Genomic DNA, 23,232 nt, shown 5'->3' on the forward strand with positions numbered 1-23,232 from the left:
CAATCTTGGTTTGCGAGCCCCGGGAGACTCGCGTCATCGTTACACTCCGGCACAGGCGAGGGAAGGCAGAAATGACAGACTTCCCTCAATTTCGGCCATTGCGAACGGCTAGTGCGCCGGCCGCTCCACCGCGATGGCCGTGGCTTCGCCGCCGCCGATGCAGAGCGCGGCAATCCCGCGTCTGAGGTTCTGCGCCTCGAGCGCATGCAGCAGCGTCACGATCAGCCGCGCGCCGGTGGCGCCGATCGGATGGCCGAGCGCGCAGGCGCCGCCGTTGATGTTCAGCTTCTCGCTGGGAATGCCGAGATCGCGCTGCGCCGCCATCGCCACCACGGCGAACGCCTCGTTGATCTCGAACAGGTCGACATCGGAGGCAGCCCAGCCGACCTTGTCGAGCAGCTTGCGGATCGCCGGAATCGGCGCCGTGGTGAACCATTGCGGCTCCTGGCTGTGAGTGGCGTGGCCCTTGATCTCCGCGAGAACAGGCAGGCCGCCCCGATCGGCGAGCGAGCGCTTTGTCAGCACCAGCGCAGCGGCGCCGTCGGCATTGGCGGAGGAGGCCGCCGGCGTGATGGTGCCGTTGGCGCGGAATGCCGGCTTCAATCCGGGAATCTTGGCGGGATCGACCTTCAGCGGATGCTCGTCATTGGCGATGACGCGCGGGCCGGCCTTCTCGGTCAGCGTGATCGGCGCGATCTCGGCCTTGAACGCGCCGCTCTCGACCGCCTTGCGCGCGCGGCTCAGCGTCTCCATGGCATAGGCGTCCTGGTCCTTGCGGGTGAACTGATAGGCTTCAGCCGTGGCCTCGCCGAAATCGCCCATGGAGCGGCCGGTCTCGTAGGCGTCTTCGAGCCCGTCCATCATCATGTGGTCGATGATGCGGTCATGGCCGACGCGATAGCCGCCGCGCGCCTTGGCGAGCAGATAGGGCGCGTTGCTCATGCTCTCCATGCCGCCGGAGACCACGATCTCTGCCGAGCCTGCGCGGATGATATCGTGCGCCAGCATGGTCGCCTTCATGCCGGAGCCGCAGACCTTGTTCACCGTGGTCGCGCCGGTGGCATCGGGCAGACCGGCGCTGCGTGCCGCCTGGCGCGCCGGCGCCTGGCCTTGTCCGGCCGGCAGCACGCAGCCCATGAAAACCTCGTCGACCTTCCCCGGTGCGAGATTGGCGCGCTCGAGCGCCGCGCCGATCACGTGCGATCCAAGCTTGTGGGCGGGGAGCGGCGATAATTCGCCCATGAAGCGGCCGAGCGGGGTGCGGGCGGCGGAGACGATGACGACGGAATCGGCGGCTTCGGCCATGACGGAACTCCCTGCGATGACGGGTAAGATTATGATCATCATATGATGCGACGCAAAAAATGCAACCGCGCCAGGGATGAGAAAATGTCGTGGCTCAGATGAGATTTGGTCGTTCGATTGGAGGAGGATGGGGCAAAATTGTTGTGTAGCGGTAGCGGCCACCCGGCACCTGGGCGTCATTGCCCCGCCTTCGCGGGGCGTGACTCGGTTACCGGAGCCTACCGCTTCCGGTTCACAAATGCCTGCATCAGCCGCGTCGGCTCGTCGGTCAGGAACGACTCGCCGAACACTTTCACACTGAGGTTCACCGACTCCGTCAGCGGCAATTCCTCCCATTGCCGCAGCAGCGCCTTTTGCGATCGCAGCGCCTCGGGGCCGCATTCGAGCAGCGCCTTCACGGTATGCGCGATCACGGCATCGAGTTCGCCTTCCGGCGCGACCTTGTCGATCAGTCCCCAGGCCAGCGCGGTCGGAGCATCGATGTTCTCCGCCGTCATCACCAGCCAGCGCGCGCGGGCCCAGCCGATCAGGCGCGGCAAGAGGGCCGCATGGATCACTGAGGGGATGCCGACGCGCACCTCCGGCATGCCGAAATGCGCATCATGCGCCGCGATCCGGAAGTCGCAGGCCGCCGCCACTTCGAGGCCGCCGCCGAGGCACCAGCCAGGCATGCGCGCGATCACGGGGGCGGGGAAGGAACGCACCGCCTCGCAGAGATCGCGCAGTCGGCTGATGAAGGCTTCGGCGGATTTCTGGTCGAGCTTGGCCATCTCCTTGATGTCTGCGCCGCCGATCATGCTCTTCTCGCTCTGGCCGCGCAGCACCACGACGCGGATGCTGCGGTCGGATGCGAGCTGCTGGAGGCCTTCGCGCACAGCATCGGTGACGGGCGAGCCGAGAATGTTGAGCGGGCCGGCGTTGCAGATGGCGACGTGAACGACGCCGCGCGTGTCGCGCGTCACGCCGCAGTGGTTGTTGAGCATTTCCATCGTGGCATCTCGAAGGTTTCGTGGACGCGTGCGAGGCGCACTGGTCGGGATCACTTCCGGGCCGAAACGGCCGGCTTGTCAAGCGGGGCCCATGAGACCGAGTTGCCAGCGCGAAGTCCGTGACATAGTATGATGTACATCATACTATGAGGTGGCCATGACCGACATCGATCAAATCGCCCTGTTTTCGCCGGCGCAGCGGCGTGAGCGCGTGGTGGACTGGCAGGTGCCGGCGCCAGTCGCGAAAGTGGCGATGGGCCTGTCGGGCATGGACGCCATGCTGGGCATTCGCGACGGCCGGCTGCCGCCGCCGCCTTTTGCGAAACTGATCGGGTTCATCATGGCCGTTGTCGAGCCGGGCCGGATCGTCATGGAACTGGAGCCGCGCGAAGATCTCGAAAATACCATCGGCCTCCTGCACGGCGCGACCGCAGCGGCTCTGCTCGACACCGCCATGGGATGCGCGATCTCGACCCGGTTGGAAGCGGGGCAGAGTTCGGTGACGCTCGACCTGAAAATGACGTTCCTTCGCCCGCTGTCGGTTCGTTCCGGGCTGATCTCGGCCGAAGGCAAGGTCATCAAGCTGGGACGCCAGACCAGCTACACCGAAGGTTTCGTCCGCGACGGGAAGGGGGCCCTGGCAGTGCATGCAACTGCAACCTTCTCGATGATAGGCAACAACTTAACATGAATTAATGCACCGTTCGGTCGACTTCCGTGCTATGAGATGATCTCCGACATTCAATGAGATCCGCATGCGCTACTCCCGGGAACATAAGCAGGAAACCCACGACCGCATCGTGAAGAAGGCCTCCGTGCGGCTGCGGGAGAAGGGTGCCCACGGCATCGGCGTCGCCGATCTCATGAAGGAGGCGGGCCTGACCCATGGCGGCTTCTATGCGCATTTCGATTCCCGCGAGGCGCTGGTGATCGAGGCCTTTGGCTATGCCATGGACCGCTCGATGGAGCACTGGCGCAAGCTCACCGGCGAGGCCGCTCCTGAAAAGCGCCTGGCGCTGATCGCGGAAAGCTATCTCTCCACGCTGCATCGCGACAATCCCGGCCATGGCTGCTCGATTCCCGCGCTGGGCGCCGAGATCGCCCGCGAGAGCCCGAAGACACGCAAGGCCTTTGCCGGCAAGCTCGACCAGATGATCGAGATGATGACCGACTATATCCCGAACATGCCGCGCAAGGCCGCGCGCAGGCAGGCGATCGCGACTCTGGCGACGATGGTCGGCACCATGCTGCTGGCGCGCACCGCCGGATCGAACGAATTGTCGGATGAGGTGCTGAAGGCGGGCCGGGATCGCGCGCTCGATGGTGTGAAGCGCGAGCCGAAGGTGCCTGCGGCGAAGAAGGTGAAGCAGAGTTAGGCCTAGCTCGGCAGTGGCGTTCACCGTCCCGCAAACAGCGCCCGTTCGCGCTCGACCATCTCGCTGATGTAGTCCGCCACCGCCCTGATCCGCGCGAGGTCCTTGCTGTCGGCGTGCATCAGCATCCAGAATGTTCGCATGATCGAGATGTCGTCCGGCAACACTGCGACAAGCTGCGGATGATCGCTGGCCATGAAATGCGGGAGCACCGCAATGCCGAAGCCTGAGAGCGTAGCATTGAGCTGAGCGATCAGATTTGCGCTGCGAAAGCGCGCGGAAATCCGCGGCGACACCTGCGGCAGATAGTCGAGCTCCGGCGTGAACAGCAGCTCCTCGATGTAGCCGACGAAGCGGTGCTGCGGCAGGTCTTGCCGTGACGAGATCCTGGGAAAGCGGTCGAGATAGGCTGGCGCGGCATACAGCCCGAGGCGGTAGTCGAGCAGCTTGCGGCCGACGATGCGGCCTTCCTTCGGCATGGTCAGGCTGATGGCTATATCAGCCTCACGCTTGGAGAGACTGAATAGCCGCGCTGTTGCCACAAGTTGCAAATCGAGATCGGGATAGCGGTCGGCGAAGGGGGCGAGCCGTGGCGCCAGGAAGGCGGTGCCGAACCCGTCGGGCGCGCCGATCCGCACGGTGCCGGTCAGCCGTGCCACCGAGCCGCCGACCTGCTCCTGGTTGGCAACGATGGTCGATTCCATCGCTTCCGCACTGTCGGCGACGCGCTGGCCTGCCTCGGTGAGGAGATAGCCGGTCTTGCGCCGGTCGAACAGCTTGGCCGACAGGTGCTTTTCCAGCCGATCGACGCGGCGGATCACCGTGGCGTGGTCGACGCCGAGCTGTTTTGCGGCAGCCGATACCGAGCCGCCCCGCACGATGGCCAGCACGAAGCGGAAGTCGTCCCAGTCGATAGCGCCTTGATCCAGCATTTTCGCACATCTATGGTGCATTATCTCAGACTTGAATCCTATAAAATGCAGGTCAATAGGATTTGTCAAAGTGACCACGCTCGGCCTGAAGGAGATCATCCATGCGTTCAATCGGACATTTCATCGGTGGCAAGGAGGTCAAGGGCACCTCGGGCCGCACCGCCGACGTCTTCGAGCCGATGACCGGTGACGTCCAGGCCAAGGTGGCGCTGGCGTCCAAGGCCGAGGTTCGCGCCGCCGTCGAGAACGCGCGCGCAGCACAGCCCGAGTGGGCCGCGACCAACCCGCAGCGCCGGGCCCGCGTCATGATGAAGTTCGTCGAGCTGGTGCAGCGCGATTACGACAAGCTCGCCGAGTTGCTCGCCCGCGAGCACGGCAAGACCGTGCCCGATGCCAAGGGCGACATCCAGCGCGGCCTCGAGGTCGCCGAGTTCGCCTGCGGCATCCCGCATCTGATGAAGGGCGAGTACACCGAAGGCGCCGGCCCCGGCATCGACATCTATTCGATGCGCCAGCCGCTCGGCGTTGTCGCCGGCATCACGCCGTTCAACTTCCCGGCAATGATCCCGATGTGGAAGTTCGCCCCCGCGATCGCCTGCGGCAACGCCTTCATCCTGAAACCCTCGGAGCGCGATCCCGGCGTGCCGATGCTGCTGGCCGAATTGATGATGGAGGCGGGCCTGCCGGCCGGCATCCTCAACGTCGTCAACGGCGACAAGGAGGCGGTCGACGCCATCCTCGACGATCCCGACATCAAGGCCATCGGTTTCGTGGGCTCCACGCCGATCGCGCAGTATATCTATGAGCGCGCGGCGCAGACCGGCAAGCGCTGCCAGTGTTTTGGCGGCGCCAAGAACCACGCCATCATCATGCCAGACGCCGACATGGACCAGGCGGTCGACGCACTGATCGGCGCCGGTTACGGTTCGGCCGGCGAGCGCTGCATGGCCGTGTCCGTCGCGGTGCCGGTCGGCAAGTCCACCGCGGACCGGCTGATGGAAAAGCTGATCCCGCGTGTCGAGAGCCTCAAGATCGGCACCTCGATCGATCCGTCGGCCGATTACGGCCCGCTGGTCACACGCGAGGCGGTCGAGAAGGTCAAGGGCTACATCGACATCGGCATCAAGGAAGGCGCGACGCTGGCCGTCGACGGCCGCGGCTTCAAGATGCAGGGCTACGAAAACGGCTTCTATCTCGGCGGTTCGCTGTTCGACAACGTCACCAAGGACATGCGGATCTACAAGGAAGAGATCTTCGGCCCGGTGCTCTCGGTGGTGCGCGCGCACGACTACAAGGAAGCGCTGGCGCTGCCGTCGGACCATGACTACGGCAACGGCGTTGCCATCTTCACCCGCGACGGCGACGCCGCGCGCGACTTCGCGGCCAAGGTGAACGTCGGCATGGTCGGCATCAACGTGCCGATCCCGGTTCCGATCGCCTATTATACCTTCGGCGGCTGGAAGAAGTCGGGCTTCGGCGATCTCAACCAGCACGGCCCGGACTCGATCCGCTTCTATACCAAGACCAAGACGGTGACCTCGCGCTGGCCGTCCGGCGTCAAGGAAGGTGCGGAGTTCTCGATCCCGCTGATGAAGTAGTGCGATTGGTGTGAGCTCCAGCGGCATCGGGAAATCACCTCTCCCTTCGGGAGAGGTCGGCGCGAAGCGCCGGGTGAGGGGTTGCGGTCTCTCGTCTGAGCAGCGCCCCCTCACCCGATTTGCTGCGCAAATCGACCTCTCCCCGCAGGGGAGAGGTGATCCAAGCCGGCCGGGGGCATTGAGATGCAGTTCGCTCTGAACGAGGATCAGATCGCGGTTCGCGACATGGCGTTGGCGTTTGCGGCGGAAAAGATCGCGCCGCACGCGTTGCGCTGGGACGAGGAGAAGCATTTCCCTGTCGACGTCATGCGCGAGGCCGCCACGCTCGGCATGGGCGGCATCTACATCCGCGACGATGTCGGCGGCTCCGCCATGACGCGGTTCGACGCGGCGCTGATCTTCGAGGCGCTGGCGACGGGCTGCCCGACCACCTCGGCCTTCATCTCCATCCACAACATGGCGAGCTGGATGATCGATGCCTTCGGCAGCGACACCCAGCGCCACACATGGCTGCCAAAGCTCTGCACCATGGAGCTGATCGCGAGCTACTGCCTGACCGAGCCGGGCGCGGGCTCCGATGCGGCGGCCTTGCGCACCCGCGCGGTGCGCGACGGCGACCACTACGTCCTCAACGGCCAGAAGCAGTTCATCTCGGGTGCCGGCGGCACCGATCTCCTGGTCGCGATGGTCAGGACCGGCGGCGACGGCCCCGGCGGTATCTCGACCCTCGTTGTCGACGGCAAGACCCCGGGCGTCTCGTTCGGAGCCAACGAGCGCAAGATGGGCTGGAACGCGCAGCCGACCCGCGCGGTGATGTTCGAGAACGCCCGCGTTCCGGTGTCTAATCGCCTCGGCGAGGAGGGTATTGGCTTCAAGATCGCGATGGCCGGTCTCGATGGCGGCCGGCTCAACATCACGGCATGCTCGCTCGGCGGTGCGCAGACCGCGCTCGACAAGGCGCGCAGCTACATGAAGGAGCGCAAGGCGTTCGGAAAGCGGCTGGACGAGTTCCAGGCGCTGCAATTCCGCCTCGCCGACATGGCGATCGAGCTCGAGGCCGCCCGCACCTTCCTTTGGCGCGCCGCTGCGGCGCTTGATCGGAAGGACCCCGATGCCACCATGCTCTGCGCGATGGCCAAGCGCTTCGGCACCGATGTTGGCTTCGAAGTCGCCAACCACGCCCTCCAGCTTCACGGCGGCTATGGCTATCTCAGCGAGTACGGCATCGAGAAGATCGTGCGCGATCTGCGCGTGCACCAGATCCTCGAAGGCACCAACGAAATCATGCGGCTCATCGTGGCGCGCAAGCTGATCGAGGGCGCGCGATGAACTCGGCGGAAGAGGGCGATCTCATCGTTCGCCGCGAGGGCGCAGCGGGCGTGATCCGGCTCAACCGTCCGAAGGCGATTAATGCCATGACGCTGGAGATGTCCATCGGCATCGATGCGGCGCTGGACCGGTTCGAGACCGATCTCGAAGTCGCGTTGATCATCCTGGAAGGCGCCGGCGAGCGCGGCCTCTGCGCCGGCGGCGACATTCGCGGCCTCTGGGAGAGCTCGCGCGAGGGCGGCGATCTCGGCGCGCGGTTCTGGCGCCAGGAATACGTCATGAATGCGCGGATCGCGAGATATCCGAAGCCGTACGTCGCGTTCATGGATGGACTCGTCATGGGTGGCGGCGTCGGCCTCTCCGGCCATGCCAGCCATCGCGTCGTCACCGACCGCACCAAGCTTGCGATGCCCGAAGTCGGGCTCGGCTTCTTCCCCGATGTCGGCGGCACCTGGCTGTTGTCGCGCTCGCCCGGCGAGATCGGCACTTATTTCGGCCTGACCGGCCAGACCATGAACGGGCCGGACGCAATCCACGCGAAGTTCGCGGACGCCGTGGTGCCGGCGGCGAAATGGCCGGAGCTGCGCGAGGCGCTGACCAAGGTTGGTCAGGGCGCGACCGCCGCCGAGGTGAGCAAGCTCATCAATGGCTTTAGCACCGGCGAAGCTGCAGGACCGGTTGCGGCCAAGCAAGCGGCCATCGACGCTCTGTTCGGCTTCGACCGCATGGAGGACATCGTCGCGGCGCTGGGGCGTGACGGCTCCGAATTCGCACAGGCCACGCTGAAGACGCTCAACGAAAAGTCGCCGCGCGGCATGGTGGTGACGCTGAAACTGCTGCGGCTCGCGCGCACGGCGTCGAACCTGGAGGAGTGCCTGGTGCGCGAATACCGCGCCGCGCTGGAAGTCTTCCGCAGCGACGATTTCCGCGAGGGCGTGCGTGCCGCGGTGATCGACAAGGACCGCAATCCGGCCTGGTCGCCGCCGCGGATTGAGGATGTGACGCCAGAGATGCTTGCGCCGTATCTCGCCGAGATCGGCGCCGACGAACTGAAGTTCAACTAATCAACACTGCAGCGGAGGAAACGACAATGGCCACGATCGCATTCATCGGTCTCGGCAACATGGGCGGCCCGATGGCCGCCAATCTGGTCAAGGCCGGCCACAAGGTGGTGGCGTTCGACCTCGTCGAGGCCTCCCGCAATCAGGCCAAGGCCGACGGCGCCGGCATCGCCGACAGCGCTGCGGGCGCGGTGAAGGGCGCCGATGTCGTCGTCACCATGCTGCCGGCCGGCAAGCACGTGCTCGGCGTCTGGAACGAGGTCGTTCCCGCCATGACCAAGGGCGCGCTGATCATTGACTCCTCCACCATTGACGTCGAAAGCGCGCGGCAGGCGCACGCGCTGGCCGCCAAGCATGGCGTGCTCTCGGTCGACGCGCCGGTCTCCGGCGGAACCGGCGGCGCCAAGGGCGCAACGCTCACTTTCATGTGCGGCGGCGACGAGAAGGCGTTCGCAGCCGCCAAGCCGGTGCTCGAAAGCATGGGCAAGAAGATCGTCCATTGCGGCGGTGCCGGCGCGGGGCAGGCGGCCAAGATCTGCAACAACATGATCCTCGGCATTTCCATGATCGCGGTGAGCGAGGCCTTCGCGCTCGGTGAAAAGCTCGGGCTCTCGCACCAGGCGCTGTTCGACGTTGCCTCGACCTCGTCCGGCCAGTGCTGGTCGCTGACGACCTATTGCCCGGTGCCGGGCCCGGTGCCGACCTCGCCGGCGAACAACGACTACAAGCCGGGCTTCGCCTCGGCCCTGATGGTGAAGGATCTGACGCTGGCGCAGGACGCGGCGAAGGCTGCGGGCGCGGCGACGCCGCTCGGCAAGCATGCGCAGGAGATCTATCAATCTTTCGACGCAGCCGGGCAGGGCGGGGTGGATTTTTCCGGAATTATCAAGCACGTTAGGAGTCTGGCCGGGAAAGCTTGATGACGACATTCCAGGAAGCACGCGCGTTTCTGCTAAAGCACCGCACGGATTACGAGGCCGCGGTCAAAGGTTTCCGCTGGCCCGATCCGGCTCCTTTCAACTGGGCGCTCGACTGGTTCGACGCCGAGCTGGCGGCGAATGCGGACAGCAAGGACCGCCCGGCGCTCTGGATTGTCGATGCCGCACAGGACAAGCAGACAAAACTGTCCTTCGCGGCGCTCTCGAGGCGCTCGAACCAGGTCGCCAACTTCCTCCGCGCGAAGGGCTTGAAGCGCGGCGACCACCTTCTGCTGCTGCTCGGCAACGTGGTTTCGCTGTGGGAGACGATGCTGGCGGCGATGAAGCTCGGCGTCGTCGTGATTCCTGCGACGACGCTGCTCACCGCCGACGAGCTGCGCGACCGGCTCGATCGCGGGAAGGCGAAGGCGGTCGTGGCCGCCGAGGATCAGGTCGCAAAATTCGCGAGCCTCGGCGCCGAGAACGTCGTTCGCATCGTGGTCGGCGCGGCTTCCAACGGCTGGCTCGCCTATGACGAGGCGGCCAAAATGCCGGAGGGCTTCACGCCGGATGGCTTGACCAATGCCGACGACCCGATGCTGCTCTATTTTACCTCGGGCACGACGGCAAAACCAAAGCTGGTGCGGCACAGCCAGCGCAGCTATCCGGTCGGCCATCTCTCGACCATGTACTGGATCGGTCTGAAGCCCGGCGATATCCATCTCAATATTTCGTCGCCCGGCTGGGCCAAGCACGCCTGGAGCTGTTTCTTCGCGCCGTGGAATGCCGGCGCGACCGTGTTCGTGGTCAACCAGCCGCGCTTCGATGCCAAGGCGCTGCTCGCCACCATCGGCCGCTGCGGCGTCACCACGCTGTGTGCGCCGCCGACCGTATGGCGGCTGTTCATCCAGGAGAACCTTGCATCGTTCAACGTGGCCTTGCGCGAGGTCTGCGGCGCCGGCGAACCGTTGAACCCTGAAGTGATCGATCAGGTGCGGGCGGCCTGGGGCCTCACCATCCGTGACGGATACGGCCAGACCGAAACCACGGCGCTCGCCGGCAACTCGCCGGGCCAGAAGATCAAGGTCGGCTCGATGGGCCGGCCGCTGCCGGGCTATCGCGTGCAGATCAGCGACGCCGACGGAAATCCGGCGAAGGAAGGCGAGGTCACGCTGGTGCTCGGGACTGAGCGCCCGGCCGGCCTGATGCAGGGCTATCAAAGTGATGACGGCAAACTGTCCGGCGCCGAAGGCGAACTCTATCGCAGCGGCGACGTCGTCTTCGAAGACGACGAGGGCTATCTCACCTTCGTCGGCCGCTCCGACGACGTGTTCAAGTCGTCGGATTACCGCATCAGTCCGTTCGAGCTCGAGAGCGTGCTGATGGAGCATGAGCTGGTCGCGGAAGCTGCGGTGGTGCCGAGCCCGGATCCGATCCGGCTCGCCATTCCCAAGGCCTTCGTGCTGCTGACGTCGGGCGCGGAGCGTTCACCCGAGACTGCGCTCTCCATCTTCAGGCATCTGCACACGCGCCTCGCGCCGTTCAAGCGCATCCGCCGTCTCGAAATCGTCACCGAGCTGCCGAAGACGATCTCTGGAAAAATCCGTCGCGTCCAGCTACGACGGCTGGAACGCGACAATGATCGCGACGATCCGCTGCGCGGCCGGGAATTCCGCGAGGAGGATTTTCCGGAGCTGGCAAAGACACGGAGCGAGACCTAAGTGAACGAAGTCTGGAAGAAGCCGCCGATTACGCTTCAGGCCTATCAGGCCATGGTCGGCAAAGAGATCGGTGTATCGTCGTCGCACCTGATCGACCAGCCCCGTATCGACACCTATGCCGACGTGATCGAGGATCACCAGTTCATCCATGTCGACCCTGAAAGAGCCAGGAAGGAAACCGCTTTCGGCACCACCATCGCGCACGGTTTTCTGACGATGTCGCTGCTGTCGATCATGTCCTACGAGGTGATGCCGGTGATCGCCGGCACCACGATGGGCGTAAACTACGGCTTCGACAGGCTGCGCTTCATCTCCCCGGTCCGATCAGGCAAGCGCGTCCGCGGGCGTTTCGTGCTGGCGGAAGCCAAGCTGCGCAAGCCCAATGAACTGCAGTCCCGCACCAACGTCACGGTCGAGATCGAAGGCGAGGACAAGCCCGCGCTGGTGGCGGATTGGCTCGGGTTGATCTATTTCGCCTGACACCGCGTGTCGTTGCCGGGCTTGACCCGGCAACCCATCGCTGCTCAAAAGCTCTTCGATTTTGATGGATAGCCGGATCAAGCCCGGCCATCACGAACTAGCATCCAGGAAACGCAAACATGGCAATCAGGTTCGACGGACGCGTCGCCATCGTCACCGGCGCGGGCAATGGTCTGGGGCGCGCGCATGCGCTGGGTTTGGCCAGCCGCGGCGCCAAGGTCGTGGTCAACGATTTCGGCGGCGCGCGTGACGGCAGCGGCGGCTCGCTCTCGCCCGCCGAAGCTGTGGTCGAGGAGATCCGCAAAGCCGGCGGCACCGCGATGGCCGACGGCGCGGACGTGTCGAATTTTGAGCAGGTCACCGCCATGGTCGAGCGCGCCACCAAGGAGTGGGGCAGCGTCGATCTCCTGTGCGCCAATGCCGGCATTTTGCGCGACAAGTCGTTCGGCAAGATGGAGGTAGCCGATTTCCAGAAGGTGCTCGACGTGCACCTCTTCGGTACTTTCTATTGCTGCAAGGCGGCCTGGGCCGGTATGCGCGACCGCAACTACGGCCGCATCGTGCTGACGACGTCGTCCTCCGGCCTCTACGGCAATTTCGGCCAGGCCAACTACGGCGCGGCGAAATCCGGCATGGTCGGCCTCATGAACGTGCTCGCCGAGGAGGGCCGCAAGAACAACATCCGTGTCAACATCATCTCGCCGACGGCGGCGACCCGCATGACCGAAGAGCTGCTGCCGCCACAGGCGCTGCAACTGATGAAGCCGAACGCGATCACGCCGGCGGTCGAGTATATGCTCAGCGAGGATGCGCCAACCCGCACCATCATGGGCGCCGGCGCCGGCTCCTTCGCCGTGATCAAGATTCTGGAGAGCGAAGGCATCAACCTGCCGGAGAGCGAGTGGACGCCCGATGCGGTCGCTGCGCATTTCGCCGAGATCAGCGACATGTCGAAGGCCAGGGCGCTGACGGGTGCGTTCGAGCAGACGCAGAAATATGTGGCGCAGGCCGCGGCAAGGGCGGGGATCAAGCTTTAGCCACGCCGTCATTCCCGGGCGATGCGAACGGCTGGCCCGGAACGTACCTTCCGTCATGGCCGGGCTTGTCCCGGCCATCCACGTTCTTGGCACCACGCGCGTGGCTTTCGTGGATGGCCGGGACAAGCCCGGCCATGACGACCTGTTCCTTGGTGTCCAGCTTGGCCTAAACTCCCGCCATGACCTCATCTGAACCCCACGTCGCCATCATCGGCGCCGGTCCTGCCGGGCTGATGGCGGCGGAGGTGCTGGCGCAGGACGGCATCCGCGTCACCGTCTATGACGCCATGCCATCGGCAGGCCGCAAATTCCTGATGGCCGGCCGCGGCGGCCTCAATCTCACCCACAGCGAGCCGCTGCCGCAGTTCATGGCACGCTATCGCGAGGCGGCACCGAGGCTGCAAGCGGCGATCGAGGCGTTCCCGCCGGACGCGCTGCGCGCCTGGAGCGAGGCGCTGGGCGAACCGACCTTCGTCGGCTCCAGCGGTCGGGTGTTTCCGAAAGCGTTCAAGGCCTCGCCCTTGCTGCGCGCCTGGCTGCGGCGGCTCGATGCCGCCGGCGTGCGCTTTGCTTTTCGTCATCGCTGGATCGGCTGGGACGAGCACGGCCGCTTGCTGTTTCGTACCGGCGGCGGCGAGCGGTCGATCGAGGCCAGGGCAGCGGTGCTCGCCCTCGGCGGCGCAAGCTGGCCGCGGCTCGGATCGGACGGCGGCTGGGTCGATCTTCTCGCCGCAAAGGGCATTGCCGTCTCGAAGCTGCGGCCGGCGAATTCCGGCTTCACTGTGGCTTGGTCCGATGTGTTTCGCGACCGTTTCGAGGGCCAGCCGCTCAAGGGCGTGGCGCTGACGATTGATGCACACACGGTCCGCGGCGAAGCGATGATTACGCGCAGCGGCATCGAAGGCGGTGCGATCTACGCGCTGTCGGCCGAGCTGCGCGAGGCGGTGCTGGGTCTCGGGCAGGCGACGCTGATGATCGCACTGCGGCCGGACCTTGCCGTCGCCGACCTGACGACGCGCCTGTCGGGCACGCGCGGCAAGCAATCGCTGGCAAACTTCCTGCGCAAGGCGGCGCAATTGTCGCCGGTCGGAATCGGCCTGATGCAGGAGGCGGCCATCGCATCCGGCCGGCCGCTGGCGTCGTTCTCACCGGCCGAGCTCGCGCGCCTGATCAATGCAATTCCGGTTCGGCTCACCGGCGTCGCCCCGATCGATCGCGCGATCTCGACCGCGGGCGGGATTGCCTTCCATGAGCTCGACCAGCATTTCATGCTGCGCAAATCGCCCGGCGTGTTCGCTGCCGGCGAGATGCTGGACTGGGAAGCGCCGACGGGCGGCTATCTGCTGCAGGCCTCGTTCGCGACGGGAGCTGCAGCGGGAAGGGGCGTATTGGACTGGCTCAGCCGCTAACCATCGTCGTTGCGAGCGCAGCGAAGCAATCCAGAATCCCTCTCGGAGCTGGTCTGGATTGCTTCGCAATTTTGGTCGCGGGCTCCTCGCAATGACGGCTGTGGGAGCAGCGCGCCTATCGCAGCTTCCCTCGCGCGGCCACCGGCAGCGTGCCGATGATCTCCTCGCCGCGCACCAGCACCACTTCGTCCATCATGTTGACGACGACGCAGACATGGTTCGGCACGATGCGGACGACGTCGCCGACATTCGGCCGCGTGTTGCTGCGGGAGAGGTCGAGGAAGCCGTGCTCCTCGGCGAACTTCGCGATCTTGGCCTCGGGATGCTCCAGGATCAGGCCGTGGCCATCGAGGCCGCCGGTATCTGACGTCAGCGTCTTGGAGCCGGCGTCGAGAATGCCACGCTCGGGCGCGGCGCGGCTCACCACGGTCGAATAGATGTGCAGCGCGCAATCGTCCCAGCTGGCGACACCGGCGGCAACCTGCATGCGGTCGTTGTAGATATAGGTGCCGAACCGATGCTCGGTGCCGCCCTTGAGCTTGCCGATATTGACGAGATTCGGCGTGCCGCCGGTCGAGACGATCTTGGCATCGAGCCCGTGCACCCGCACGCCGGCCAGCGCCTCGTCATAAAACTTCTGTGCCTCAGCCCAGCCGGTCTCGGTCGGATAAAGCATGAAGCCGGCGAACTCGAGTCCCTTGGAGGCTGCGATCTCACGCGCCAGCGCAATCGCCTCGGCCGGCGTCTCGACACCCGCACGCTTGCGGCCGGTGTCGCATTCGACGACGACCGAAAGCGGGCGGCCCGACGCCGCCGCAGCCTTCGGCAGGCCGGCGACGACGGTCGAATTGTCGGCGGCCACCGTCATGTTGGCCTTCGCCTGCAACGCGCCGAGGCGCGCCATCTTCTCCTCGCCGAGCAGGTTATAGCTGATCAGGATGTCGTCGATGCCGGCATTGGCCATGATCTCGGCTTCGCCGAGCTTCTGGCAGGTGATGCCCTTTGCACCGGCCGCGACCTGCATCTTGGCGATCGTCGGATTCTTGTGCGTCTTGATGTGGGGGCGGTTGGCGATGCCGGCGTCGTCGCAGGCCTTCTGGATGCGCGCGATGTTGCGCTCGACCCTGTCCATGTCGATGACGGCGCAGGGCGTGCCGTATTCGCGGGCGATTTTGGCGGCGAGGGGCGTGGTCATGATTTAAGCCTGTTCAATCTCTTCGCGGAGCATTTCGAGTTCGAGCCAGCGCTCTTCGGCGGCGGACAGTTCTTCGTGCGCCTTGGCGATCGCGGCGGAGGTGTCGTCGAATTTCCCGCGATCCCTGGTGTAGAGATCGGGATCGTCGAGCACGCGCTGCAATCTTGCAATATCGGCCTGCAACGTCTCCATCTTCTTCGGCAGCGTTTCCAGCGCGTGCTTCTCGTTGAAGCTCAGCTTCCGTTTCGGCGCCGATGAGGCAGCAGCAGGCCGCTCCTCTTTCTTCTCCGCCGGGGCTTGCGCCTTCGCCGTCTCACGCTTGAGGTCGGCGCCGCGCTGCGCCAGCATGTCGCTGTAGCCGCCGGCATATTCGACCCACTTGCCGTTGCCCTCAGGCGCGATCACGGAGGTGACGACGCGGTCTAGAAAATCGCGGTCGTGGCTGATCAGGATCACTGTGCCTTCGTAATCGCCGAGCATCTCCTCGAGCACGTCGAGCGTCTCGAGATCGAGATCGTTGGTCGGCTCGTCCAGCACCAGGAGGTTCGATGGCTTTGCCAGCGCGCGCGCCAGCATCAGCCGGCCGCGTTCGCCGCCCGAGAGCACTTCGAGCGGCGTGCCGCGCTGCTCCTGCGCGAACAGAAAGTCCTTCATGTAGCCGACGACATGCTTCGGCTTGCCGCCGACCATGATTTGGTCGCCGCGGCCGCCGGTCAGCGCTTCCGCCAGCGTCGACTTGGGATCGAGGCTTTCGCGGTGCTGGTCGAGCGTCGCCATCTCCAGATTGGCACCCAACCGCACCGTACCGGAATCAGGTTGCATGCCGCCGGTGAGCAGGTTGACCAGCGTAGTCTTGCCGGCGCCGTTCGGCCCGACGATGCCGAGCCGGTCACCGCGCTGGATGCGGGTCGAGAAATGGTCGACGATGATGCGCTCGCCATAGGCCTTGGTGATGGATTTCGCCTCGATCACCAGCTTGCCGGATTGCTCCGCTTCGGCGGCGGCGAGGCTGGCGGTGCCCGCCGTGCCGCGATAATTGCGCCGCTGGTCACGCAGCGCGTGCAGATTGCCGAGCCGCTTGACGTTGCGCTTGCGGCGGCCGGAGACGCCATGGCGCAGCCAGTGTTCCTCGTCGACGATCTTGCGGTCCAGCTTGTGCTGGTCGCGCTCTTCTTCCGCGAGCACCTCGTCGCGCCACGTCTCGAACGAGGCAAAGCCGCGGTCGATCTGCTTGATCTTGCCGCGGTCGAGCCAGGCGGTGGAGCGCGAGAGATTGCTGAGAAAGCGGCGGTCGTGGCTGATGATCACCAGCGCGCTGCGGCGGCTGTCGAGCTCCTTTTCCAGCCACTCGATGGTGGCGAGATCGAGATGGTTGGTCGGCTCGTCCAGCAGCAGGATGTCGGGCGAGGGCGCGAGCACATACGCCAGCGCCGCGCGGCGGGCCTCGCCGCCGGAGAGATTGTGCGGGTTCTCGTTGCCGGTCAGCCCGAGCTGCTCCAGCAGATAGCGCGCCTGGTAAGGATCGTCGCCGGGGGCGAGGCCGGCCTCGACATAGGCAAGGACGGTCTTGTGCTCGCCAAAGTCGGGCTCCTGCGGCAGGTAGCGAACCGTGGCGCCCGGCTGCACGAAGCGCGTGCCGGAGTCGGGCTCGACGAGGCCGGCCGCGATCTTGAGCAGCGTCGATTTGCCTGAGCCGTTGCGGCCGATCAGGCAGACGCGCTCGGATGGCGCGACGTTGAGCTCCACGCCTGACAACAGCGGCGTGCCGCCGAAGGTCAGCCTGATGTCTTTCAACTGGATCAGCGGCGGCGCCATGGTCAGCCCTGACTCGTGGCGGCCGCATCCGTGCGGCGGCGCTGGATCCGGCGCAGCGTCTGGTCGAGCGCCGAGAGGAAGGCGGAGCGGTCACGCGGCGCGAACGATCGCGGTCCGCCGGTGACTTCGCCGGCCGATCGCAGGTCAGTCATCAGATTGCGCACCGCCAGTGTCATCCCGATTGATTCTTCCGTGAACGGTTTGCCGTTCGGCGCGATCACGTCGGCGCCCGCCTTCACGCACCGGCTCGCCAGCGGAATGTCGGATGTCACGACGACGTCGCCGGGCCTGGCGCGCTCCGCGATCCAGTCGTCCGCGGCGTCCATGCCGGCACCCGCGGCGATGCGCTCGATCAGCGGGTCCTGTGGGACGCGAATGAAATTGCCGGCGACGACGCTCACGGGCACGCCGTGCCGGAGCGCGACGCGGTAGATCTCGTCCTTCACCGGACAGGCGTCGGCGTCGACATAAATGCGGGTGGGGGTGTCAGTCATTCGCCGCGTGGTACCCCATTCGGGCCCCAAAGGCGAGGGGATTGACCCTGGTTCCTCAGGCCCTACGATCGCCCTGAACAACAAGAAAACAGGGAAGATGCCCATGCCGAACCGTCTCGAGACCTACCGCGTCGAGGCCTACAACACCGCCAAGCAGTCCGAAAACAAGATGCATGACGACACGGTGGCACGCCGCTTCGGCTTTTCCGGCGGACTGGTCCCCGGCGTCGATGTGTTCGCCTACATGATGCACGTGCCGATCGCGCGCTGGGGGCGCGATTTTCTGTCGCGCGGGCTGGTCGAGGCCCGCTTCATCAAGCCGGTCTATGACGGCGAGACCGCCGATGTCGATGCCACCGAGCACAACGGCCTGCTCACAATCGAGGTGTTCAGTCGCACCGAGCTGTGCGCCACGGGGACGGCGTCGCTGCCGGCGAAGGCGCCTGCGGTGTCATTGAGTGACTATGTTGCGGTCCCAGCCGTCGCCGAGCGCAAGCCGGTCAGCCCCGCGACGTTCGAAACAGGCAAATGGCTCGGCACGACGCCCCGACGCTGGGCCGGGCAGGACGCCAATGATTATCTCGCCGACATCAGGGAGACCGACCCGATCTTCACGCGCGAGGACCTCGGCCATCCCGGACTGATCCAGCGCGTCATGAACCGCGTCCTCGTCGACAACACCATTCTGGGGCCCTGGATTCATGTCGGCAGCCGCATGCAGCTGCTGTCAGCCGCGCGCGTCGGTGACGAGATCGCTGCGCGGGCCAGGGTAATCGCAAACTACGAAAAGAAGGGCCACCGCTTCGTCGAGCTCGACGCACTGGTCGTCGCCAACGGCACGACGCCGCTCGCGCACTGCCAGCACACCGCGATCTACCAGCCGCGTGAGCAGGCGGCGGCGTAGCGGAAGGGGCACGCCCGTCGCCACATCGTCATGCCCGGGCTTGTCCCGGGCATCCACGTTCTTCATGCCTCGTGGTAAGGCGTGGATGGCCGGGACAAGCCCGGCCATGACGACCGAGAAAAAGCGCGGCCCTTACGCCGCGTTCCTCCTGGCCTCCTGGATCGCGCGCCACACGCGCTCCGGAGTCAGCGGCATGTCGATGTGCTTGATGCCGTACTCCGAGAGAGCATCGATCACCGCATTCACCACCGTCGACAGGCTGCCGGCGCAGCCGGCCTCGCCGCAGCCCTTGCTGCCGAGCGGATTGGTCGTGGCCGGCACCGGGTGGTCGCCGACCGTCATGTTCGGCACGTCCTCGGCGCGGGGCAGGGCGTAGTCCATCAGCGAACCCGTGATCGGCTGGCCGCTCTCGTCGTAGCGGACGTGCTCCATCAGCGCCTGGCCGATGCCTTGGACCACACCGCCATGGAGCTGGCCCGCGACCAGCAGCGGATTGATCACCGTGCCGAAGTCGTTGACTGCGCTATAGCGCACGATCTGCACAACGCCGGTCTCGGGATCGATCTCGACCTCGGCGACGTGGCAGCCGTTCGGGAAGGCCGACGGCACCGGCTCGCTGGTATGGTCGACGTCGAGGCTGTCGGGCACGCCCTCCGGCACCTTGCCGTCATGCAGGCGCTTGGCCAGCTCCATGATGTCGATGCTGCGGTCGGTGCCGGCGATGGTGAAGCTGCCGTCGGCGAATTCGATGTCGGCTTCGGAGGCCTCCAGCATATGCGCGGCGGCGCGCTTGCCCTTCTCGATCACGAGCTTGGCGGCGCCCACGATCGCCATGCCGCTCGCGGTGATCGAGCGCGAGCCGCCGGTGCCATTGCCGGTGTGGACGATGTCGCTGTCGCCCTGTACGAGCTTGACGCTCTCGAAGGGGACGCCCAGCTGCTGGCACAGCACCTGCGCGAACGGCGTCGCATGACCCTGCCCGTAGTCGAGCGTGCCGGTGATGAGCTGCACGGTGCCGTCCGGATCGAACACGATCTTGCCGAGCTCGGGGCTCGGCGGCGCGGTGACCTCGAGATAGGAGCCGATCGCGATGCCGCGCAGCTTGCCGGCCTTCTTGCTCTCCTTCTTGCGCTTGGTGAAATTCTCGTGGTCGGAGATTTCGAGCGCCTTGTCGAACACGGCCTGGAAGTCGCCGCTGTCATAGGTGACTCCGGAGGAGGCCGGGAACGGCATCTGGTTCGGCTTGATGAAGTTGCGCTTGCGCAAGGTCAGCCGGTCGATGCCCATCTCGTCGGCGGCGCGGTCGATCAGCCGCTCCATGTAGTAGTTCGCCTCGGGCCGGCCGGCACCGCGATAGGCGCCCATCAACGTGGTGTTGGTCAGCACCGTCTTGATGTCGACCGCCATCAGCGGCGTGCGATAGACGCTGGAGAAATTCTTGCCGGTGTTGAGCGAGAGCGGCCCCGGCGCGACTCCGGTGATGTAGGCGCCGAGATTGCCGTAACCGGAAAGCTTCGCCGCGAGGAAATGCCCTTCGGCATCGAGCGCGAGCTCGCCATGAATCTTTTGAGCGCGGCCGTGGCTGTCGGAGAGGAAGCTGGTGGAGCGCTCATCCAGCCACTTCACCGGACGCCCCAGCGCCTTGGCCGCGTACAGGATGCACATGTATTCGGGATAGTTGATGTTCTTCATGCCGAAGGAACCGCCGACATTGGCGGTGAGGATGCGCACCTTCTCATTCGGCACGTTGAGGTTCTTGGCGAGATTGGCGCGATTGCCGGCGACGCCCTGCGTCGGCACCTGAAGTGTGTAGCGCTCAGTCTTCTTGTCGTAGGAGGCAAGGCCAACACGCGGCTCCATCGAGACCACGGCGACGCGGGTGTTCTCGATGTCGAGCTTGGTGACATGGGCGGCGCTGGCAAAGGCCGCGTTGACCTTGTCCATGTCGCCATAATGGTAGTCGAGCGCGACGTTATCAGGGATGTGGTCGTAAAGCTGCGGCGCGCCGGGCTTGGCGGCGTCCTCGGGATCCGTCACCGCGGGCAGCGGCTCGATGTCGAGCTCGACCGCCTCGGCGGCGTCGCGCGCCTGCGCCAGCGTCTCCGCGACCACGAAGGCGACGGGATCGCCGACGAAGCGGACCTTGTCGGTCGCGAGCGGCTGGCGGTTGGTCTGGAGCAGGGGCGAGCCGTCACGGCTCTTCAGAGGCAGCCCGCAGGTGAAGGGGCCATAACCGGCGGCATCGAGATCCTTGCCGTTCCACACCCCCTGCACGCCCGGCATCGCCTTGGCGGCCTCGCTGTTGATGCCGCGAATGACGCCGTGGGCGTGGGTGGAGCGGACGATTACGGCATGGGCCTGGCCGGGCAGGTTGAAATCGTCGGTGTAGCGGCCCTTGCCGCGCACCAGCGTGTCGTCCTCCTTGCGGCGGACCGGTTGCCCGACGCCATATTTTTGCAGTGCAATAGCGTTCTCGAGCGTGGACGATTTGGTGTGTTCTTGCATGGAATTGACCTGAAAAGCCGGTATTTGCGCATTTTTCGCGGCAGCGGGGGACCGGAGTCCTTCAGATAACCCACCACCCCGTTCACGACAACGCACGAATGGGCATGGTCCCATGTGATGCGTTGTTGCGCAGGCCTGCCGCGCTGCTAATGTTTCAGGCGAAAAATCAATTCCAGACCGGCCCGACCGGCCGCGGAAAGACAGTTTGTATGAATGACCACACGCGGCTCCGCGACGGCCATGGGCCGCACGGCGAGCTGGAGGGGTCGATGGCGGCGGTGGCGTTGGCCGCTGATCCGGCCGTTGGCGCGCGAGCGCCGGGAACCGGCGTCTATGCGGCGCTGGACCTCGGCACCAACAATTGCAGGCTGCTGATCGCCTGTCCGACCCACGACGGTTTTCGTGTGGTCGATTCTTTCTCGCGCATCATCCGGCTCGGCGAGGGCGTCTCCGCGACCGGGTGCATCAGCGAGGCCGCGATCGAGCGCGCCATTGCGGCGCTCAGCATTTGCCGCGACAAGATCAATCTGCGGAAGGCGCGGCGGTTGCGGCTGATCGCGACCGAAGCCTGCCGCGCGGCCTCGAACGCGGAAGGCTTTCGGAGCCGCGTCGCGGCCGAGACCGGCATCGAGCTCGAGGTGATCGACCGGGAGACCGAGGCCTCGCTCGCCGTGCTCGGCTGCTCGCCGCTGGTCGACCCCAGAGGACGCGGCGCGATCCTGTTCGACATCGGCGGCGGCTCGACCGAACTGGTGCGGATCGAGCGCGATCCCGCAAATCCGGAGCCGCGCATCAAGGCCTGGATGTCGATCCCGTACGGTGTGGTCACGCTCGCCGAGCAGTTCGGCGGCCGCGACGTGACGACCGAGATCTATGCCGCGATGGAGCAGGAGGTTGCGCGCCACGTCGCCCCGTTCGCGGAGGAGCACGGCCGCGATCTCACCGACATGCACCTGCTCGGCACGTCCGGCACGGTGACGACGCTCGCCGGCATCCATCTCGACCTGCCGCGCTACGACCGCCGCCGTATCGACAGCATCTGGATGAACGATACGGACATCACCGCGACCATCAACAAGCTGCTCGGCATGAGCTACGAGGAGCGCGCGAACAACAGCTGCATCAGCGTCGAGCGCGCCGACCTCGTGCTCGCCGGCTGCGCCATCCTCGATGCCATCCGCCGCGCCTTTCCGCTACCGCGCCTGCGCGTCGCCGACCGGGGCCTGCGCGAAGGCATGCTGGTCGAGATGATGCGCGAGGACGGCGCGCTCAGGAGCTGGTGAGATGGCCAAGGACACCACCGGCCGCTTGCACGTCCAGGTCAAGACCGGCGGCAAGCGCAAATTGTCGTCCAAGCTCTGGCTGGAGCGGCAGCTCAACGATCCCTATGTCGCGAAAGCCAAGGCGGCAGGTTATCGCTCGCGCGCGGCGTTCAAGCTCCTGGAGATCGACGACAAATATCGGCTGTTGAAGCCCGGCATGGCCGTGGTCGACCTCGGCGCCGCGCCCGGCGGCTGGAGCCAGATCGCCGCCAAGCGCGTCGGCTCCGCGGAGGGCAAGGGCAGGGTCGTCGCGATCGACCTGCTGGAGATGCCCGAGATCCCCGGCGTCGATTTCGCGCAGCTCGACTTCATGGACAATGACGCGCCGGAAAAGCTCACCGCGATGCTCGGCGGCAAGGCGGACGTCGTGATGTCCGACATGGCCGCCAACACGACCGGTCACCGCAAGACCGACCAGCTCCGCATCGTCGGCCTGGTCGAAATCGCCGCAGCGTTTGCCTGCGACGTGCTCAAGCCCGGCGGCGCGTTCCTCGCCAAGACGTTCCAGAGCGGCGCCGACGCCGAGCTGCTGGCCCAGCTCAAGCGCGACTTTGCGACGGTGCGCCACGTCAAGCCCGCCGCGAGCCGGCAGGATTCCTCGGAGCGCTACGTGCTGGCGACGGGATTTCGGGGCGGGACCTGAGCCAATCTCGATGTCGTCCCGGACAAGCGTAGCTCCAGGCAACGCGAAGCGCTGCTTGGAGCGGAGCGCCGATCCGGGATCCATCCACAGGGAGAAGCTTGGCGAAAACTCGGAGTGGGAGCCTCGCACTACGACTCCTTTCTGTGGTTATGGGTCCCTGCGTTCGAAGCGACGACACTGAATGCGTGGTGTCATTCGTCGCC

20 protein-coding genes are annotated in these 23,232 nt (G+C 65.7%); 13 read left to right on the top strand and 7 right to left on the bottom strand.

What is annotated here, in order from left to right; genetic code table 11:
* Positions 1 to 108: 108 nt before the first annotated feature.
* Together ACSHT2_RS35005 and ACSHT2_RS35010 are read right to left on the bottom strand one after the other, a co-directional pair.
* Positions 109 to 1,305: an acetyl-CoA C-acyltransferase gene (locus tag ACSHT2_RS35005; RefSeq protein ID WP_440639699.1), complete on the bottom strand. Its 1,197-nt coding sequence runs from the start codon at positions 1,303 to 1,305 to the stop codon at positions 109 to 111.
* A 218-nt stretch (positions 1,306 to 1,523) separates the two neighbouring features.
* A complete protein-coding gene (locus tag ACSHT2_RS35010; protein WP_440639700.1) occupies positions 1,524 to 2,294 on the bottom strand; it encodes an enoyl-CoA hydratase in 771 nt (256 codons plus the stop codon).
* A gap of 157 nt (positions 2,295 to 2,451) precedes the next feature.
* Here ACSHT2_RS35010 and ACSHT2_RS35015 point away from each other — a divergent pair, with 157 nt between their 5' ends.
* Positions 2,452 to 2,985: a PaaI family thioesterase gene (locus ACSHT2_RS35015; RefSeq protein ID WP_440639701.1), complete on the top strand. Its 534-nt coding sequence runs from the start codon at positions 2,452 to 2,454 to the stop codon at positions 2,983 to 2,985.
* A gap of 64 nt (positions 2,986 to 3,049) precedes the next feature.
* The gene (locus tag ACSHT2_RS35020) at positions 3,050 to 3,670 is read left to right on the top strand and encodes a TetR/AcrR family transcriptional regulator (protein ID WP_440639702.1); all 621 of its coding nucleotides are present in this window, start codon (positions 3,050 to 3,052) and stop codon (positions 3,668 to 3,670) included.
* Positions 3,671 to 3,690: 20 nt separating this feature from the next.
* On the opposite strand, the gene ACSHT2_RS35025 is transcribed toward ACSHT2_RS35020, so the two are convergent.
* The gene (locus ACSHT2_RS35025; protein ID WP_440639703.1) at positions 3,691 to 4,599 is read right to left on the bottom strand and encodes a LysR family transcriptional regulator; all 909 of its coding nucleotides are present in this window, start codon (positions 4,597 to 4,599) and stop codon (positions 3,691 to 3,693) included.
* A gap of 101 nt (positions 4,600 to 4,700) precedes the next feature.
* On the opposite strand from ACSHT2_RS35025, the gene ACSHT2_RS35030 reads away from it, so the two are divergent.
* The 8 genes from ACSHT2_RS35030 (at position 4,701) to ACSHT2_RS35065 (ending at position 14,151) form a co-directional block, all read left to right on the top strand.
* Positions 4,701 to 6,197: a CoA-acylating methylmalonate-semialdehyde dehydrogenase gene (locus tag ACSHT2_RS35030; protein ID WP_061026429.1), complete on the top strand. Its 1,497-nt coding sequence runs from the start codon at positions 4,701 to 4,703 to the stop codon at positions 6,195 to 6,197.
* A 183-nt stretch (positions 6,198 to 6,380) separates the two neighbouring features.
* A complete protein-coding gene (locus ACSHT2_RS35035; protein ID WP_440639704.1) occupies positions 6,381 to 7,526 on the top strand; it encodes an isobutyryl-CoA dehydrogenase in 1,146 nt (381 codons plus the stop codon).
* Positions 7,523 to 8,590 carry an enoyl-CoA hydratase/isomerase family protein gene (locus tag ACSHT2_RS35040; RefSeq protein ID WP_440639706.1) on the top strand — a complete coding sequence of 356 codons (1,068 nt, stop codon included), beginning with the start codon at positions 7,523 to 7,525 and terminating at the stop codon, positions 8,588 to 8,590. The genes ACSHT2_RS35035 and ACSHT2_RS35040 overlap by 4 nt, the downstream gene beginning before the upstream one ends.
* On the top strand, positions 8,590 to 9,507 hold the full coding sequence (gene mmsB / locus ACSHT2_RS35045) for a 3-hydroxyisobutyrate dehydrogenase (RefSeq protein ID WP_440643002.1): 918 nt from the start codon (positions 8,590 to 8,592) through the stop codon (positions 9,505 to 9,507). The genes ACSHT2_RS35040 and mmsB overlap by 1 nt, the downstream gene beginning before the upstream one ends.
* Positions 9,507 to 11,225 carry an AMP-binding protein gene (locus ACSHT2_RS35050; protein WP_440639707.1) on the top strand — a complete coding sequence of 573 codons (1,719 nt, stop codon included), beginning with the start codon at positions 9,507 to 9,509 and terminating at the stop codon, positions 11,223 to 11,225. Before mmsB ends, ACSHT2_RS35050 begins: the two co-directional genes overlap by 1 nt.
* Positions 11,226 to 11,705 carry a MaoC family dehydratase gene (locus ACSHT2_RS35055; RefSeq protein WP_440639708.1) on the top strand — a complete coding sequence of 160 codons (480 nt, stop codon included), beginning with the start codon at positions 11,226 to 11,228 and terminating at the stop codon, positions 11,703 to 11,705.
* A gap of 119 nt (positions 11,706 to 11,824) precedes the next feature.
* Positions 11,825 to 12,742, top strand: coding sequence for an SDR family NAD(P)-dependent oxidoreductase (locus tag ACSHT2_RS35060; protein WP_440639709.1), 918 nt, complete (start codon positions 11,825 to 11,827; stop codon positions 12,740 to 12,742).
* A gap of 179 nt (positions 12,743 to 12,921) precedes the next feature.
* Positions 12,922 to 14,151: an NAD(P)/FAD-dependent oxidoreductase gene (locus tag ACSHT2_RS35065; protein ID WP_440639710.1), complete on the top strand. Its 1,230-nt coding sequence runs from the start codon at positions 12,922 to 12,924 to the stop codon at positions 14,149 to 14,151.
* 115 nt (positions 14,152 to 14,266) lie between these two features.
* Here the strand turns inward: ACSHT2_RS35065 and ACSHT2_RS35070 are convergent, their stop codons facing one another.
* The 3 genes from ACSHT2_RS35070 to ACSHT2_RS35080 are packed head-to-tail and all read right to left on the bottom strand — an operon-like array spanning position 14,267 to position 17,655.
* Positions 14,267 to 15,346, bottom strand: a complete 1,080-nt coding sequence (locus ACSHT2_RS35070) for a D-TA family PLP-dependent enzyme (RefSeq protein ID WP_440639711.1) — start codon at positions 15,344 to 15,346, stop codon at positions 14,267 to 14,269.
* A 3-nt stretch (positions 15,347 to 15,349) separates the two neighbouring features.
* Positions 15,350 to 17,161 carry an ABC-F family ATP-binding cassette domain-containing protein gene (locus ACSHT2_RS35075; protein ID WP_440639713.1) on the bottom strand — a complete coding sequence of 604 codons (1,812 nt, stop codon included), beginning with the start codon at positions 17,159 to 17,161 and terminating at the stop codon, positions 15,350 to 15,352.
* A 2-nt stretch (positions 17,162 to 17,163) separates the two neighbouring features.
* Positions 17,164 to 17,655, bottom strand: coding sequence for a YaiI/YqxD family protein (locus tag ACSHT2_RS35080; protein ID WP_271529002.1), 492 nt, complete (start codon positions 17,653 to 17,655; stop codon positions 17,164 to 17,166).
* Between the two features lie 103 nt (positions 17,656 to 17,758).
* On the opposite strand from ACSHT2_RS35080, the gene ACSHT2_RS35085 reads away from it, so the two are divergent.
* Positions 17,759 to 18,559 carry a hypothetical protein gene (locus ACSHT2_RS35085; RefSeq protein WP_440639715.1) on the top strand — a complete coding sequence of 267 codons (801 nt, stop codon included), beginning with the start codon at positions 17,759 to 17,761 and terminating at the stop codon, positions 18,557 to 18,559.
* 132 nt (positions 18,560 to 18,691) lie between these two features.
* Here ACSHT2_RS35085 and ACSHT2_RS35090 read toward each other — a convergent pair whose 3' ends face one another.
* Positions 18,692 to 21,064 carry a xanthine dehydrogenase family protein molybdopterin-binding subunit gene (locus tag ACSHT2_RS35090; RefSeq protein WP_440639717.1) on the bottom strand — a complete coding sequence of 791 codons (2,373 nt, stop codon included), beginning with the start codon at positions 21,062 to 21,064 and terminating at the stop codon, positions 18,692 to 18,694.
* A 209-nt stretch (positions 21,065 to 21,273) separates the two neighbouring features.
* On the opposite strand from ACSHT2_RS35090, the gene ACSHT2_RS35095 reads away from it, so the two are divergent.
* A complete protein-coding gene (locus ACSHT2_RS35095; protein ID WP_440639719.1) occupies positions 21,274 to 22,347 on the top strand; it encodes a Ppx/GppA phosphatase family protein in 1,074 nt (357 codons plus the stop codon).
* Position 22,348: 1 nt separating this feature from the next.
* Positions 22,349 to 23,029, top strand: a complete 681-nt coding sequence (locus ACSHT2_RS35100; RefSeq protein ID WP_319329156.1) for an RlmE family RNA methyltransferase — start codon at positions 22,349 to 22,351, stop codon at positions 23,027 to 23,029.
* Positions 23,030 to 23,232: the final 203 nt, after the last annotated feature.

The sequence above is a fragment of the Bradyrhizobium sp. PUT101 genome (genome assembly GCF_052043945.1).
Classification (GTDB): Bacteria; Pseudomonadota; Alphaproteobacteria; order Rhizobiales; family Xanthobacteraceae; genus Bradyrhizobium.

Bases quoted from the DNA above. Each gene is read 5' to 3' on its own strand.
- ACSHT2_RS35065 (WP_440639710.1), top strand. From the start codon at position 12,922: ATGACCTCATCTGAACCCCACGTCGCCATCATCGGCGCCGGTCCTGCC.
- ACSHT2_RS35090 (WP_440639717.1), bottom strand. From the start codon at position 21,064: ATGCAAGAACACACCAAATCGTCCACGCTCGAGAACGCTATTGCACTG.
- ACSHT2_RS35035 (WP_440639704.1), top strand. From the start codon at position 6,381: ATGCAGTTCGCTCTGAACGAGGATCAGATCGCGGTTCGCGACATGGCG.
- ACSHT2_RS35100 (WP_319329156.1), top strand. From the start codon at position 22,349: ATGGCCAAGGACACCACCGGCCGCTTGCACGTCCAGGTCAAGACCGGC.
- ACSHT2_RS35025 (WP_440639703.1), bottom strand. From the start codon at position 4,599: ATGCTGGATCAAGGCGCTATCGACTGGGACGACTTCCGCTTCGTGCTG.
- ACSHT2_RS35095 (WP_440639719.1), top strand. From the start codon at position 21,274: ATGAATGACCACACGCGGCTCCGCGACGGCCATGGGCCGCACGGCGAG.
- ACSHT2_RS35050 (WP_440639707.1), top strand. From the start codon at position 9,507: ATGACGACATTCCAGGAAGCACGCGCGTTTCTGCTAAAGCACCGCACG.
- ACSHT2_RS35060 (WP_440639709.1), top strand. From the start codon at position 11,825: ATGGCAATCAGGTTCGACGGACGCGTCGCCATCGTCACCGGCGCGGGC.
- ACSHT2_RS35080 (WP_271529002.1), bottom strand. From the start codon at position 17,655: ATGACTGACACCCCCACCCGCATTTATGTCGACGCCGACGCCTGTCCG.
- ACSHT2_RS35020 (WP_440639702.1), top strand. From the start codon at position 3,050: ATGCGCTACTCCCGGGAACATAAGCAGGAAACCCACGACCGCATCGTG.
- ACSHT2_RS35040 (WP_440639706.1), top strand. From the start codon at position 7,523: ATGAACTCGGCGGAAGAGGGCGATCTCATCGTTCGCCGCGAGGGCGCA.
- ACSHT2_RS35075 (WP_440639713.1), bottom strand. From the start codon at position 17,161: ATGGCGCCGCCGCTGATCCAGTTGAAAGACATCAGGCTGACCTTCGGC.
- ACSHT2_RS35005 (WP_440639699.1), bottom strand. From the start codon at position 1,305: ATGGCCGAAGCCGCCGATTCCGTCGTCATCGTCTCCGCCGCCCGCACC.
- ACSHT2_RS35030 (WP_061026429.1), top strand. From the start codon at position 4,701: ATGCGTTCAATCGGACATTTCATCGGTGGCAAGGAGGTCAAGGGCACC.
- ACSHT2_RS35015 (WP_440639701.1), top strand. From the start codon at position 2,452: ATGACCGACATCGATCAAATCGCCCTGTTTTCGCCGGCGCAGCGGCGT.
- ACSHT2_RS35010 (WP_440639700.1), bottom strand. From the start codon at position 2,294: ATGGAAATGCTCAACAACCACTGCGGCGTGACGCGCGACACGCGCGGC.
- ACSHT2_RS35085 (WP_440639715.1), top strand. From the start codon at position 17,759: ATGCCGAACCGTCTCGAGACCTACCGCGTCGAGGCCTACAACACCGCC.
- ACSHT2_RS35070 (WP_440639711.1), bottom strand. From the start codon at position 15,346: ATGACCACGCCCCTCGCCGCCAAAATCGCCCGCGAATACGGCACGCCC.